General features: G+C 71.0%; 11 protein-coding genes. 4 read left to right on the top strand and 7 right to left on the bottom strand.

The window, feature by feature from the left end:
- The first annotated feature begins 100 nt into the window (after positions 1-100).
- On the top strand, positions 101-805 hold the full coding sequence (locus tag OIE40_RS07435; protein WP_264701514.1) for a DUF6882 domain-containing protein: 705 nt from the start codon (positions 101-103) through the stop codon (positions 803-805).
- Positions 802-1782 carry a DUF2891 domain-containing protein gene (locus OIE40_RS07430; protein ID WP_264701512.1) on the top strand — a complete coding sequence of 327 codons (981 nt, stop codon included), beginning with the start codon at positions 802-804 and terminating at the stop codon, positions 1780-1782. Before OIE40_RS07435 ends, OIE40_RS07430 begins: the two co-directional genes overlap by 4 nt.
- Before the next feature lie 83 nt (positions 1783-1865).
- Here OIE40_RS07430 and OIE40_RS07425 read toward each other — a convergent pair whose 3' ends face one another.
- Positions 1866-2054: a DUF7455 domain-containing protein gene (locus tag OIE40_RS07425; protein ID WP_264701510.1), complete on the bottom strand. Its 189-nt coding sequence runs from the start codon at positions 2052-2054 to the stop codon at positions 1866-1868.
- Between the two features lie 182 nt (positions 2055-2236).
- On the opposite strand from OIE40_RS07425, the gene OIE40_RS07420 reads away from it, so the two are divergent.
- Positions 2237-4324, top strand: coding sequence for a DNA gyrase/topoisomerase IV subunit B (locus OIE40_RS07420; RefSeq protein ID WP_264701508.1), 2088 nt, complete (start codon positions 2237-2239; stop codon positions 4322-4324).
- A gap of 206 nt (positions 4325-4530) precedes the next feature.
- Here the strand turns inward: OIE40_RS07420 and OIE40_RS07415 are convergent, their stop codons facing one another.
- Positions 4531-6054 (bottom strand): xylulokinase, encoded by a 1524-nt coding sequence (locus tag OIE40_RS07415; RefSeq protein ID WP_264701506.1) that lies wholly within the window; start codon positions 6052-6054, stop codon positions 4531-4533.
- A gap of 136 nt (positions 6055-6190) precedes the next feature.
- Here OIE40_RS07415 and OIE40_RS07410 point away from each other — a divergent pair, with 136 nt between their 5' ends.
- Entirely contained in the window at positions 6191-7249 is a 1059-nt protein-coding gene (locus OIE40_RS07410) for a Rossmann-fold NAD(P)-binding domain-containing protein (RefSeq protein ID WP_264701505.1), read from the top strand.
- Positions 7250-7357: 108 nt separating this feature from the next.
- Here the strand turns inward: OIE40_RS07410 and OIE40_RS07405 are convergent, their stop codons facing one another.
- The 5 genes from OIE40_RS07405 to OIE40_RS07385 all read right to left on the bottom strand — a co-directional run bounded on the left by OIE40_RS07405 (position 7358) and on the right by OIE40_RS07385 (position 14542).
- Entirely contained in the window at positions 7358-7612 is a 255-nt protein-coding gene (locus OIE40_RS07405) for a hypothetical protein (RefSeq protein WP_264701503.1), read from the bottom strand.
- A gap of 419 nt (positions 7613-8031) precedes the next feature.
- On the bottom strand, positions 8032-10194 hold the full coding sequence (locus tag OIE40_RS07400) for a RecQ family ATP-dependent DNA helicase (RefSeq protein WP_264701502.1): 2163 nt from the start codon (positions 10192-10194) through the stop codon (positions 8032-8034).
- A gap of 84 nt (positions 10195-10278) precedes the next feature.
- Positions 10279-10773, bottom strand: a complete 495-nt coding sequence (locus tag OIE40_RS07395) for a beta-class carbonic anhydrase (RefSeq protein WP_264701500.1) — start codon at positions 10771-10773, stop codon at positions 10279-10281.
- Positions 10774-10909: 136 nt separating this feature from the next.
- Complete coding sequence (locus tag OIE40_RS07390; protein WP_264701498.1) at positions 10910-13360, bottom strand: DNA gyrase/topoisomerase IV subunit A; 2451 nt, start codon at positions 13358-13360, stop codon at positions 10910-10912.
- 141 nt (positions 13361-13501) lie between these two features.
- On the bottom strand, positions 13502-14542 hold the full coding sequence (locus OIE40_RS07385) for an App1 family protein phosphatidate phosphatase (RefSeq protein ID WP_264701496.1): 1041 nt from the start codon (positions 14540-14542) through the stop codon (positions 13502-13504).
- Positions 14543-14553 lie beyond the last annotated feature (11 nt).

Here is a 14553-nt window from a genome sequence, read left to right as displayed (position 1 = left end):
CGAGGGTCGAGACCTCGCCGGCCGAGGGGTCCGGACCGGTGCCGGGGGAGTGCTGCCCGAACCTCCGGAGCGGGAGTTGCGGGGCGATAGTCTGGCCCGCATGCCCGAACACAACCATGACCGCTTCAACTCGGCAGTGGTGGCACACCTGCCGGTCGCCATGGAGGCGCAGGAGTCGCTGGCGGCGGTCGTCGACCTGAACGCCCCTTACCAGGCGGCCATCGACCAGGCCACGCTCACCATCGGCGGGCGCCCGCTGCACGTGGTGCTGCTGGGCACCGTCTCGAAGCAGACCAATACCTGGCTGTGGTCGTGGGCGAATCAGGGGTTCGCCTCGGACATTCCCGCCATCGCCCCGGCGAAACGGGTGACGGACGTGGCCGACTCGTGGGGATTGTGGGAACTGGCCGAGCCCCGGTTCGGCCTGGCGGGCGTCCTGGACACGGGCCTGGGCGCGGGTGCCAGCATCGCCCTGGTGGCGGCGCCGATCATCGGGGCGACCGCGTTCTACTCCGCCGACTACGGTGCCGGAACCGCCTACTTCGGCATCCTCGACCCGGCGGTGCCGCGGGTGCGGCCTCAGGCGGTGACCTTCCCGCGCCGGATCCTGGACGCCGTGGGCCTGCGCCCCGAGAATCCCCGCTCCCAGGTGCTCACCTACGCCTCTGTGCACGACCTGCGGGTGACGGGCGACGAGCGCCAGCTGAAGGTGCACATCGGCGGCGACGTGATGGGCGTCCAGTTCGATGACCAGGGCCGGATCACCAACATCAGCGGCAGCCTCGGCCCCAACGCACTGCAATGACGCCCTCGCTGGCCGACCTCGCACCGGGCTTCGCGGCGACGATCATCGGCGCCGTCCGGCGGGAGTACCCCAACGCCCCCCGGCACGTGATGACCGGACCGGACGACATGGCCAACCCGAGCCAACTGCACCCGGCCTTCTACGGCTGCTTCGACTGGCATTCGGCGGTAGAGATGCACTGGGCGCTGCTTAGGCTGCTGCCGCTGCTGAACGGGGCCGATCGCGAGGAGGCCGAACGGGTGATGGATGAGCACCTGAGTGTCGACAACGTGGCGACCGAAGCGGCGTACCTGGCCGCCCATCCCGGCTTCGAGCGACCCTACGGCTGGGGATGGGCGCTGGCCTTGGCCGAGGCGTCCGAAGGGACGCGCTGGGCCGATGCCCTGGCCGTGCTCGCCGGGCGGGTGACCGCGGCCTGGCTGGATTGGCTCCCGCGCACCGCACTGCCCAACCGGCAGGGGGCCCACGCCAACACGGCTTTCGCCCTGGCCAGGTCGTGGCCGTGGGCGCGGCTGCTGTCCGAGCGTGGCGACGGTGCGCTCGCCGAGCAGATCACCCTGACCGCACGGCGCTGGTACGGCAACGACCGCGACTACCCCGCCCAGTGGGAGCCCGGCGCCGGCGATTTCCTGTCCCCGGCACTGGCCGAGGCGGAGCTGATGTCCCTGGTGCTGCCCTCGCGCACCTTCGCGCTCTGGCTCGACATCGCCCTGCCGGGGCTCGTCGAGGGCCACCCGGCGACGCTGTTCACCCCGCTGACGGCGATCGACTCCAGCGACGGCCAGGCCGCCCACCACCACGGGCTGAACCTGCACCGGGCGGCCGGCTTCCGGGTGCTGCAGCGTCGGCTCGGTACGTCCGTGGTGGTCCAGCGGGCCGCCCGGCACCACCTCAGCGCCGGTTTGGCCGAGGTGCGTGGCAGCCACTGGATGGCCGAACACTGGCTGGCCGCCTACGCCGTGCTGGCGCTCGACTGAGCCGGGCGGCGTCCGCGACTCCGAAGGCCCGCGACCACGACGAACGCCCCGGACATTGCGTCCGGGGCGTTCGTGGAAGTGGCTCAGTTGAGTTTGTCGGTTTCGTCCTGAATGTTCAGCGCGACCTGCTTCAGCCGGTCGGCGTGCGCCTTGCCGTGGTGGGCGCAGAACAGGAGCTCGCCCGCGGGCAAAGTCACCCGAAGATAGGCCTGCGCCCCACAACGATCACAGCGATCCGCTGTGGTCAGCTCCTCCACTGCAGTCATGCTCATCGCGTTCCTCCCTGTTCGTACTTGAGTCTACCAGTGTCAACTCTTGGCGAGGCCGGTTTGTTCCGTGCCGCGAGACTACCCCCGCGCACCAGCGCGTCCCGCGCAGCGTTCGGACGCCGCGCGTGGCGCGTCCGGCGGTGGGGGTCCACCAGAGTGTCGGCGCTGGGCGCTAGCCTCACCACGTGACCACGAAAGGCAAGCCCGGGGCCGAGGGCCGCGACTACGAGGCACGGCACCTGCTGGTGCTCGAGGGGCTCGAGGCGGTGCGCAAGCGGCCGGCGATGTACATCGGCTCCACGGACACCCGCGGCCTGATGCACTGCCTGTGGGAGATCATCGACAACGCCGTCGACGAGGCCCTGGCCGGCTTCGGCGACTCGATCCGCGTCGAGCTCGGCGCCGACGGCAGCATCAGCGTGCACGACGTCGCCCGTGGCATCCCCGTCGACATCGAGCCGCGCACCGGCCTGTCCGGGGTCGAGGTGGTGTTCACCAAGCTGCACGCCGGCGGCAAGTTCGGCGCCGGCTCGTACAACGCCACCGGCGGCCTGCACGGCGTCGGCGCCTCGGTGGTGAACGCGTTGTCGTCCCGGCTCGACGTCGAGGTCGACCGCAACGGATCCACGTGGGCGATGTCGTTCCGCCGCGGCGTCCCGGGCACTTTCGCCGGCGACGGCCCGGACGCACCCTTCACCCCGGGCGGCACCCTAGCCAAGGCCGGCCGGGCCGGCCGGGGTCGGACGGGCACCCGGGTGCGGTACTGGCCCGACCGGCAGATCTTCCTGCCCGATGCACAGCTGTCGCTGGCCAACCTCGTGGCCCGGGCACGGCAGACCAGCTTCCTGGTGCCGGGGCTGGAGCTGACCGTCATCGACGCGCGCTCCGACGAGCCGACCACCGAGGTGTTCAAGCACGACGGCGGCATCTCCGAGTTCTGCGACTTCCTCGCCACCGACGCACCGGTCACCGAGGTGCTGCGGTTGCAGGGCTCGGATTCGTTCACCGAGACCGTGCCGATGCTCGACGCCGACGGCGCGATGACCCCCACAGACGTCGACCGCACCCTGACCGTCGACATCGCGCTGCGCTGGGGCGCCGGTTACGACGCCACCCTGCAGTCGTTCGTGAACATCATCGCCACCCCGAAAGGGGGCACCCACGTCGCCGGCTTCGAGCGCGGCCTGGTGAAGGCGTTCGGCCGGGGGCTCGAGGGCACCAGGCTGCTCAAGGCGGGCGACGACGTCGTCAAGGACGACATTCTCGAAGGGCTCACGGCGGTGGTGACGGTGTCGCTGGCCGAGCCCCAGTTCGAGGGCCAGACCAAGGAGGTGCTGGGCACCCCGCCGGTGACCCGGCTGGTGGCTCGCATCGTCGAGAACGAGCTGGCCGACTTCCTCACCTCGAACAAGGCAGCGTTGCGCACGCAGGCCCGCGCGGTGATGGAAAAGGTCGTCTCGGCGTCACGCACCCGGGTCGCTGCCCGCGCCCACAAGGAGAACCAGCGTCGCAAGAATGCACTCGAGTCGAGTTCGCTGCCGGCCAAGCTGGCCGACTGCCGCAGCACCGACGGCGAGCGCAGCGAGTTGTTCATCGTCGAGGGCGACTCGGCGATGGGCACCGCCAAGCTGGCCCGGAACTCCGAGTTCCAGGCGCTGCTGCCGATCCGCGGCAAGATCCTCAACGTGCAGCGGGCCAGTGTCGGCGACATGCTGAAGAACGCCGAGTGCGCGTCCATCATCCAGGTGGTCGGCGCCGGGTCGGGGCGCACCTTCGAGCTCGAGCAGGCCCGCTACGGCAAGATCATCTTCATGGCCGACGCCGACTCCGATGGCGCCCACATCCGCACGCTGCTGACGACGCTGTTCTTCAAGTACATGCGACCGATGATCGAGGCCGGCCGGGTCTACACCGCGGTGCCGCCGCTGCACCGCTTCGAACTGACCAACCCCCGCAAGGGGCAGGAGAAGTTCATCTACACCTACAACGAGGCCGAGTACCAGCGGAAGCTGGCCGAGCTGACCAAACGCGGGGTCGGGTTCAAGGAGCCGCAGCGTTACAAGGGCCTGGGTGAAATGGACGCCGACCAGCTCAAGGAGACCACGATGGATCCGCGGCACCGCACGCTGCGGCGGATCGCGGTCGAAGAGGGCGAGTCGCTCGAGCAGGCGATGCTGACCTTCGAGCGGCTGATGGGCAACGACGTGGCCCCCCGCAAGGAGTTCATCGTCGCCGGCGCGTACGCCCTGGACGCCGACCGCATCGACGCCTAGGAAGGTCTCGACGAGTCCACCAGCGGCACGCCGGTGCTGCCACCCCGCCGCAGATTCCTTCTCTCCCGGCGGCGATCGTCATCCCGGCGAACGCTGGGATCTCGCGCGCGGGAGTGTCCTGGGATCCCGGGGCAAGCCCGGGGAGACGGGCTCCAGGGCGGGCTGACGGACACCAGGACGGGATGACGAAGCGTCCCCGTCAGGCGTCAGGGGTGCAGGGGGTGCGTGGCCGCGAAGGCGTATTGGGCGTCGAAGATGTCGGCCAGCCGGTGGTAGGTGGCCGCCTGGATCTCGCCCAACTCCCGGTACAGCTCGTGGTTGTCCGGGTCGGGTTCGGTGGTGGCTCCGTGCTTCGCCATCGCGGTGGCGGCGTCCTGCACGCTGTCGTAGCGGCCGGCGGCTGCCATCGCCATCACCGCCGCACCCATCGCCGACACCTCCTCCGTGGGGCTCTCGGTGAGCGGCAGGCCGATGGCGTCGGTCATGATGCGACGCCACAGCGGTGACCGCTGCCCGCCGCCCACCGCTGTCACGGTGCGCAGCGGCACGCCGGTGGTGGTGGCCAGCCCGGCCAGGTTGCGCGCCATCTCGATGCTCAGCCCCTCCAGCGTCGAGCGGTACAGCTCGGGGCGTCCGTACGCGCCGGCCAGGCCCACGATCGCTCCGTGCGCGACCGGGTTCCAGAACGGGCTCTGCACCGCGTTCCAGTAGGGCAGCGTGACCAGCCCCCCGCAGCCGGCGGCCACCGAGGCGGCGGCCTCGTCGAGTGCCGGGTCGGGACGGCCGCCCAGGTTGGGGTCGCCGAGCTTGTCGCGGAACCAGCCGGCCAGGTAGGCGCCCGAGTTCTGCACGATCTCCAGCACGTACTGGCCCGGGATGCCCGCGGCGTCGGTGCGGAACACCGGGGCGTGCTCGTAGTCGGGGGAGTGGACGCCGGCGACCAGGGCGGTGCCCATGTTCAGGTACGCCTCGTCGAGCCCGATCGCGCCGACACCGAGGGCGGCTGCCTGACCGTCGCCGCAGGAGGCCACCAGCTGGACTTCCTGGTCGATGCCCCAGGCCGAGGTGATCGCCGAGTCGATGGGGCCGATCACCGACGCGGCCGGCACCAGCTCGCAGAGCTGCTCGCGGCGCAGGCCGGCGTGGGTGATCATCTCGTCCGACCAGTCCAGGTGCGCCATGTCGAACAGGCCCAGGCTGTCGGCCGTGGCCGCCGAGTCGACGAAGCGCCCGGTCATCGCGTGCACCAGGTAGGCGTGAACGCCGACCAGCTTGTGCGCGCTCGTGACCAGCTCGGGTTCGTGGTCGGCCAGCCAGGCGATCTTGTAGACCGACGGCGTCACGTCGGGCTGGAAGCCGGTGAGCTGGTGGATGTGTTCGCTGCCGATCCGGCGGACCTGCTCGGCGGCGCGGCCGTCCAGCCACAGGATGCCCGGCCGCAGCGGCTCACCCTGCTCATCGACGAGGGTGAAGGTCTGCCGTTGAATGGTGGCGCAGAGATGGCTGATCCGGGCGCGGTCCCCGGGCTCCAGCTTGCCGACCGCTTCGCCGACGGCGGTGTCGGTGCTGCGCCACCAGTCGTGCGCGTCCTGCTCGTAGAAGTCGACCCGCGGCGTCTGCATGGCGAACTCCGCCTTGCCCTCGGCCAGGACGGTGCCCTGATCGTCGACCACCAGGGCCTTGGTGCTGGTGGTTGAGCTGTCGATACCTATGACGAGTGGACTGGACACGGGTGCACCTCTCTGTGCGTGACGTCGCTGGGGTCTCCTACCGGTTTCGGTCCTGTCGAGACTAGCGGGCCTCCCCGGTGTCGCGGCCGGCCTGGGCCGAACCCCACCGCCCGCATCCTGGCGATAGCCTGCCGCCATGATCATCCCCGAGTCGCAGGTCCCGACGATTCTGCTGCGGTCGGAGGAGCGGGCCAGTGAACGCCGCACCCCGATCACTCCGCAGGGTGCGGCCGAGCTGCAGGCCGCAGGCATGCGCGTGCTGGTGGAGTCGTCGCCGGTGCGGGTGTTCACCGACCAGGAGTACGCAGCTGCCGGGCTGCCCATCGTTCCCGCCGGAAGCTGGGTGACCTCACCCACCGACACCGTGGTGGTGGGCATCAAGGAGTTGCCGCCGGAACCGGCCGAACTGCGGCACCGGCACGTCTTCTTCGGCCACGCCTACAAGGGACAGCACGACGCAGAGGAGCTGCTGCAGCGCTTCGTCGCCGGCGGCGGCCAGCTGCTCGACCTGGAGTATCTGGTCAACGACGACGGACGCCGAGTGGTCGCGTTCGGCTACTGGGCAGGCTTCGTCGGCGCCTCGCTCGCCGCCCTGTCGCTGGCGGGGCGGTTGACCGTTCCGCTGCAGCCGCTGCTGCTCGACGACCTGGCCGGGCAACTGGAGGACGCCGCAGCAAGCCTCTCGGAGGCGTCCGCCGTGGTCACCGGCGCCTGGGGGCGGGCCGGACGCGGTGCCACCGACGCCCTGCACCTTGCCGGCGTGGAGGTGGACCGTTGGGACCGCGACGACACCGCCAACCTGGATTCGGACGCGCTGGTCGGCCATGACCTGCTGGTGCACTGCGTGCACGCCGACACTCCGCAGCCGCCGTTCCTGGTCGAGGCCGACCGTGACCGTCCCGGCCGCAGGCTGCGGGTGCTGGCCGACGTGACCGCCGACGTCACCTCGGACCTGAACCTGCTGCCGGTCAGCGACCGGCACACCACCTGGCCCGAGCCGGTCCGCCGGATCTGGGACGATCCGGTGCCGCTGGACGCCATCGTGATCGACAATCTGCCGTCGCTGCTGCCGCTGCAGGCCAGTGAGGACTTCTCCAAGGGACTGGTGCCGCTGCTGCCCGGTCTGTTCACCGGCGAGCAGGTCTGGCAGCGCGCCGCGGAGGTGTTCGCCCAGGCCGTGGCCGGGCGACACTGACCGTGTCGGCCGCGCCGCGCACGGCGCAGGCCGCGATCCAGCGGACGCCGATCGGGCCGGCGGAGCGGGGAGCGCTCCGCCGGCCCGGCGGGGATGCTCGCACCGGGTTCAGACGATCAGGCCGTACCGGTACCGGGCCTCGGTCAGTTCACGGTGCGCGATGCGCGACTCGAGAACCTCGCGGGCCTGCCGCGCCGGTAGCGTGACGCGGTCGGTATCGATGGTCCGGCCGTCCTGATCGCTGCGCCGTGCCCAGCGGATCAAGGCGAGTCCGCCGTACAGCGCGAGCCGGTCGAGCAGGTTGAGGCTCCGCAGTTGCGGAGGGTGCGAATGGTCGGTTCTGGATTCCACAATGGTGTTCATGATCGGATTTTCCTTGTCGAAAAGGCAGGGTGAAATAACGTCGCCGCCGAATGCTGGCAGGACGGAATTGAATGAGTGTGAATGCTTGGGTCGCGTCCCCGCAGTACGGGGTCGCCGTTGGCGCAGTGGTGCGTCGAGCGGCCGACACTCCGGCGCGGCAAGCCAATAGAACCCTATTGATCAGGGGTTATGGATGCCGTTCAGCAGACGTGGCCCAGGGTGTGACGTGACCGACAGGTCGAAGTCAGCACTGCCCGAGGCCGGCCAGCACGGCATTGCCGTCGCCCGGTGTCGGAACCTTCGATGTCATCATGCTCCCGGCCTCCTTTCGTGGATCGTGCCGTTTGTCGAACACAAAGATAAACCCGGCGGCCGGAAAAATACAACCCCGGCGCACGGAGTTTCGCGAGCGGGCGGAATCAGCCGGCCAGGGCCAGGGCGAACGGCAGCACGGCGCCCGCTCCCGCCCGGCGCAGCAGCCGGGCGGCCACCGTCATCGTCCAACGGCTGTCGATGAGATCGTCCACCAGCAGCACCGGTCCGGTCAGCTCACCCAGCCGGCTCGCCATCGACTCCGGGACGCCGAACCGATCCCACAGTTCCCGCACGCGGTACGCGCTGTTGGTGCCACCCCGTCCAGGCTCGGCGCCGGGGTTGAGGGCCAGCGGACCCAGCGGCTCGAGGCGTCCGACCCGGGCGACACCGGTTGCCAGCGACTCGACCAGCCGGGGCCGCCCCAGGCTGGGCACCCAGGCCACCGCGGCCGGACGCTCGGCCCAGTCCCAGCCCGCCAGCACACGCAGGGCGGCCCGGCCCAGCTCGGCCGGCACCTCGGCGTCGACCGGACGCCCGTCGGCGTCGGTGGCGAACAGGTCACGCAGCGGGCCGCCCCAGCCCAGGTCGGTGAGCCGGGCGACCACCCGGCCCTGCTCGGCCTGCTCGCCAGGGGCCAGCTTGCCGGTGACCGGCTTGCCGTCGCCGTGCACGCCCAACCGGTCGAGCCCGCTCGGCCACAGGGAGCGGGGGGCCACGGGCACGCCGACCCGGTCGAGGTCGTCGGCGGCGGAGCGGGCGGTCTCGACGGTGACGTCCGTCGCGTACCAGGCACCGGCACAGACGTCGCAACGGCCGCACGCTGCCGAGTGCGGGTCGTCCAGTTCCTCGGTCAGGAAGGCCATCCGGCAGCTGGTCAGTTCTTCGTAGGCGAGCATCGCCCGCTGCTCGGCGACGCGGGCGGCGGCGATGCGTTCGTAGCGTTCGGCGTCGTAGTGCCAGGGCCGGCCGGTGCCGACCCAGCCGCCCGGTACGTACTCGACGGCGCCGTCCACCGCCAGCACCTTGAGCAGCAGTTCGAGCGGACCGCGACGCAGGTCGACGCGGGCCTCGAGGGCCGCCACCGACAGCGGCCGGTCGGCCTCGGCTAGCGCCGCGAGGGTGGCGTCGGCCCGGGTCTGGGTGGGCATGGCATTGGTGGCGAACCAGTGCCAGATGTCGCGATCTTCGATGCCGGGCAGCAGCAGCACGTCGGCCCGCTCGGTGGCGCGCCCGGCGCGTCCGACCTGCTGGTAGTAGGCGACCGGGGAACTGGGCGCGCCGATGTGCACGACGAAACCGAGGTCGGGCTTGTCGAAGCCCATGCCCAGCGCCGAGGTGGCGATCAGCGCCTTGACTGAGTTGGCCTTTAGCGCCTCTTCCGCGGCGAGGCGTTCGGCGGCGTCCGTGCGGCCCGTGTAGGGCAGGACGCGGTGGCCGGCCCCGGCCAGGAAGGTGGCGGCGTCCTCGGCGGCCGAGACGGTCAGGCAGTAGACGATGCCGCTGCCGGGCAGGCTGTCGAGGTGTTCGGCCAGCCAGGCCAGTCGCCGGTGCGCGGTGCCCAGCTCGAGCACGCCCAGCCGCAGCGAGTCGCGGGCCAGGGCGCCGCGCAGGGTGAACACGTCACGACCACCGGCGCCCAGCTGTTCGGTGACGTCGTCGACCACCCGCTGGTTGGCGGTGGCCGTGGTGGCCAGGACGGGGACGTCGTCACCCAGCTCGGCGATCAGGTCGCGGATGCGGCGGTAGTCGGGCCGGAAGTCGTGCCCCCAGTCGCTGATGCAGTGGGCCTCGTCGATCACCAGCAGGCCGAGCCGGGAGACCAGCCGAGGCAGTTGCTCGGCGCGGAACCGCGGGTTGACCAGGCGTTCGGGAGACACGAACAGCACGTCGACGGCGTCGGCGTCGAGCAGTTGTTCGATGTCGCGCCACTCGGTCACGTTGGCGGAGTTGATCGCGGCGGCCCGAACGCCGGCCCGTTCGGCGGCGGCGACCTGGTCACGCATCAGCGCCAGTAGCGGCGACACGATCAGCGCCGGGCCGGCGCCCTGGCGGCGGCGCAGCAGGGCGGCGATGAAGTACACCGCGGACTTGCCCCAGCCGGTGCGCTGGACGACCAGGGCGCGGTGGCGATGGGCGACCAGGGCCTCGATCGCCTCGAACTGGCCGGGGTGGAACTCGGCGTCCGGTCGGGCGGTGAGACGGCGCAGGACGGCGACGGCCTCGGCGCGCAGGTCGATCGTGGTGGCCCCGCTGGACTGGTCGGTCATGGGTTCACCGTCTCACGCTGCACCGACAGAGCGCGCGAGTGCGGCGTCCGGCTGTGGACAACTCCGGCAGGAACGGCTCCGGGGTCAGGCGAGCTGGGTGAGCAGGCCGGTGTCGACGTCGTAGAGGAAGCCGCCGACGCTGGCCAGCCCGTCGATCAGCGGGTGCGACGCGAGCCGCTCGACATCGGCGCGCACGTGCCGTTCCTGATCGGGGTCGGCGCCCACCGCCAGGTTCGAGGCGTCCCGGCCGGTGGCCTCGCCGACCCGCTGGCGCATCTCGACGTCGTCGCACGACGCCATCGCGCACCGGGTGTGGGCGATGACCATGATGCGGGTCACCCGCAGCAGCGACACCCCCAGGATGCAGCCGTTCAGGGCGTCCTCGGTGACGTGGCCACCTGGGGTGCGAATGATCTTCGCCTCACCCAGGAACAGTCCGATCATCTCCAGCGGCTGCAGCCGGGAGTCCATGCAGGTGACGACGGCGACGCCGGCGTGGGCGTAGCCGTCGAAGTTGCGGGGCGCCGAGGTGGCGTAGCGCCGGTTGGCCTGCAGCAGGTCGTCGAAGGTGTCATCCACGCGCTCACACTAGTTGGCCGGACGCCGCGCCGGTCGACATCCCGAAGGACGCCGGGATCTTGTCGTGGGCGGAGGTGGGATCCCGGGGCAGGCCCGGGATGACGAAGGTGGGTCGGACTGTCGGACTGTGGCGGACTCAGTCGTGGAAGCGGGTGGAGATCGCGGCGATCGGCTGGCCAGCGGGGGTGCCGGAGCCGTCGCGGCGGGGATCCTCGACGGGCAGTTCCACCGGCGAGCCGGACGCCGCCGCCGCCACCGCCGGGGTGGGGCCCACCCAGGCCAGTTGCAGCACGTCCTCGCCCTTGAGGAACCGCTGGCATCGGACGCCGCCCGTGCCGCGGCCCTTGCCGGGGTACTCGGCGAACGGGGTCACCTTCACCGAGCCGGCATCGGTGCCGGGCAGCGCCTTGGACGAACCGGCCACCGACACCACCACGGCGTCCGCCTGACGGCTGGCGCCGAAGAACACCACCTTCGCCCCGCCGGCCAGCTTCACCCCGGCCATGCCGCCACCGGCCCGGCCCTGGGGCCGCACCGCGTCCGCCGGGAAGTGCAGCAACTGGGCGTCGGAGGTGACGAAGACGAGCTCCAGCTGGTCGTGGGTGAGTTCGACCGCGCCGACCACCCGGTCGCCGTCGTCGAGCCGGATGATGTCGAAGGCGTCCTTGCCGATCAGTTCGGGGTTCACCCGCTTCACCACGCCGCGTTCGGTGCCCAACGCCCAGCCGTACAGGCCCTCGGCCAGGGAGCTGACCGCCAGCACCTTCTCGCCCGGCTCGAGGGTGAACAGCTCCGCCGCCGGCGACCCGCCCTGCAGGTTGGGCGCCTGGGCGGTGGCCGGCACCGACGGCAGGTCGATGGTCTGGCCACGGACCACCCGCCCCAGTGAGGTGAGCAGCCCGAACTCGCCCCGGGCGGTCGAGGTGCAGGTGCTGACGATCACGTCGTGCGCGGCCCGGCCGCCGCCCGACGGCAACGGCTCGGCGGTGTCGGTGCGGGCCAGCAACCCGGCCGACGACAGCAGCACCCGGCACGGGTCGTCGGCGATCTCCAGCGGGGTGGCGGACGCCTTCGCCTTCGCCGCCGACACCGCGCCGCCGCCGGAGGCCAGCAGCACGGTGCGCCGGGGCGTCCCGTGGGTACGGGCCACCTCGTCCAACTCGTCGGAGACCACCTGCCGCAGCCGGACCGGGTCGTCGATGATGCCCTGCAGGTCGGCGATCCGGGCCTGCAGCTCGTCGCGTTCCTTCTCGAGCTCGATCCGGGAGAACCGGGTCAGCCGGCGCAACTGCATGTCGAGGATGTAGTTGGCCTGGGTCTCGGTCAGCTCGAACGCCTCGATCAGCCTCGCCCGGGCAGCGGCGGCATCGTCACTGCTGCGGATGATCGCGATCACGTCGTCGATGTCGACGATCGCGATCAGCAGGCCCTCGACCAGGTGCAGCCGCTCGGACGCCCGGCCGAGCCGGAAACGGGTGCGGCGCAGCGTGACCTCGAGCCGGTGCTCGAGATAGACGGTCAGCATGTCCCGCAGGCTCAGCGTGCGCGGCTGTCCCTCGACCAGGGCGACCGCGTTGATGCCGAACGAGTCCTCGAGCTTGGTCTGCCGGTACAGCTGTTCGAGCAGCGCCTCGGGGTTGAACCCGTTCTTGATCTCGATCACCAGCCGGGTGCCGTTGGCGAGGTCGGTGAGGTCCTTGATGTCGGCGATGCCGGTCAGTTTCTTGGCCTGCACCAGGTTCTTGATCTGCTCGATCACCCGCTCGGGCCCGACCATGTAGGGCAGTTCGGTGACCACGATGCCCTTGCGCCGGGCATGCACCTGCTCGATGCGGGCGGTCGCCCGGATGCGGAACGTGCCGCGACCGGTCAGGTAGGCGTCCTTCACGCCGTCGAGGCCGACGATCTTGCCACCGGTGGGCAGGTCGGGGCCGGGGACGAAGCGCATCAGCTCCTCGGAGTCGGCCTCGGGCTGCGCGATCAGGTGCTTCAGCGCCTGCACGCACTCGATCAGGTTGTGCGGCGGAATGTTGGTGGCCATGCCCACTGCGATGCCGGTGGAGCCGTTGACCAGCAGGTTCGGGAACGCGGCCGGCAGCACGACCGGCTCGGTCTCCTTGCCGTCGTAGTTGGGCTTGAAGTCGACGGTGTCCTCGGCCAGACCCGCCGTCATCGCCGACGCCGCCGGCGCCATCCGGCACTCGGTGTAGCGCATCGCCGCGGGTCCGGCGTCCAGCGAGCCGAAGTTGCCGTGACCGTCGACCACCGGCAGCCGCTGCGCCCACGGCTGGGCGAGCCGGACCAGCGCGTCGTAGATGGCCGAATCGCCGTGCGGGTGCAGCAGGCCCATCACCTGGCCGACGACCCGGGCCGACTTCACGTGCGGACGGTCGGGCCGGATGCCCATGTCCTCCATCGTGTAGAGGATGCGGCGCTGCACCGGCTTCAACCCGTCGCGGGCGTCGGGCAGGGCCCGGCTGTAGATCACCGAATAGGCGTACTCGAGGAAGCTGGTCTCCATCTCGTCGGAGATGTCGACATCGACGATGCGTTCGATCACCTCGTCATCGGCCGTGGGACGGGCCACCGCTATCGCTCCTTCACTGGGCACTGCTCAGGGCCGATTGTGGCCCTTCCCGGACGCCGCGGTCGCCACTGACACGCGGCCGGACCGCTCTGGGCGGGGCCGCCGGCGCCGGCGGGCGTCGCCGCGGTCGGCGGCGTGGGATCAGTCGGCCAGGTCGAGCTGGCCGGCGAGCCTGCCCGCCAGGCCACGTCCGTCCGGCGCCTCCACCCAGGTGGAATCGGTGTCCACCAGTTCATCGGGCTCCTCCAGCGGCATGTTGGTGCCGTGGGCCAGCACCTGCTCGGTGGGGGAGAGTTCCCGGATCGCCACCGCGGCCACGTGGGTGGGGTGCGAGCGGGCGAACTCGGCGTAGATCTCCGGATCGTGCTGCCCGTCGTCGCCCACCAGCAGCCAGGCGATCTGCGGGAAGTCGGCGGCCAGCCGCAGCAGGCTGGTGCGCTTGTGTTCCATGCCGGAGCGGAACCACCCGGTGTTGGTCGGCCCCCAGTCGGTCAGCAGCATCGGTCCGCGCGGGTAGCCGTGCTGGGCGAGGAAGCGCTGCAGGAACTCGTAGGTGTTCCAGGCGCCGGTGGAGAGGTACAGCATGGGGGCGCCCGGGTGGGCGTCCAGATACCGGCGATAGAACCGGGCCATGCCGGGGATCGATTGCCGGTTCGACTCGTCGCGGACGAAGCTGTTCCAGGCCGCGATCATCGGCCGGGGGAGCCAGGTGGTCAGCACCGTGTCGTCGATGTCGGAGACCAGCCCGAAGCGGGTGTCGGCCGCCACGATCAGCACCTCGCACTCCACCGGATCGGAGCCCGCGGTGCGCACGGTCGCGGTGTGCCAACCCGGCTCGAGGCCGTGCCCGACGATCCGCTGGTCGAGGTATCCGCCCCGGTCGGTGGTGACCGACATCGTCCGTTCGCCGATGCTGACCTGCACCTTCACCCGCACGCACGGGGCGGTCAGGAAGCTGCGCCAACCGCGCCGTTTGACGAACTCCTTGGTCGCTCGGCCGAGCTGGCTGCGCGACCAGTGCGGAACCAGCACCACCCGGGCCAGCAAGCGGGCGAAGTCGGGTGAGCCGTAGCCGGTGTAGCCGATCACCTGCTCGCGCCACTGCAGGCCACGGAACAGCGCCTCGAGGCGCCGGTCCATGAACTCCTCGGCGCGGGCGGCGATGAACGGTTTGGTGCTCACCGGCCCCACGC

The sequence above is a fragment of the Micropruina sonneratiae genome, assembly GCF_025972045.1.
GTDB classification, from domain to species: Bacteria; Actinomycetota; Actinomycetes; order Propionibacteriales; family Propionibacteriaceae; genus Micropruina; species Micropruina sonneratiae.
This window is presented reverse-complemented; position numbering and strand designations above follow the sequence as displayed.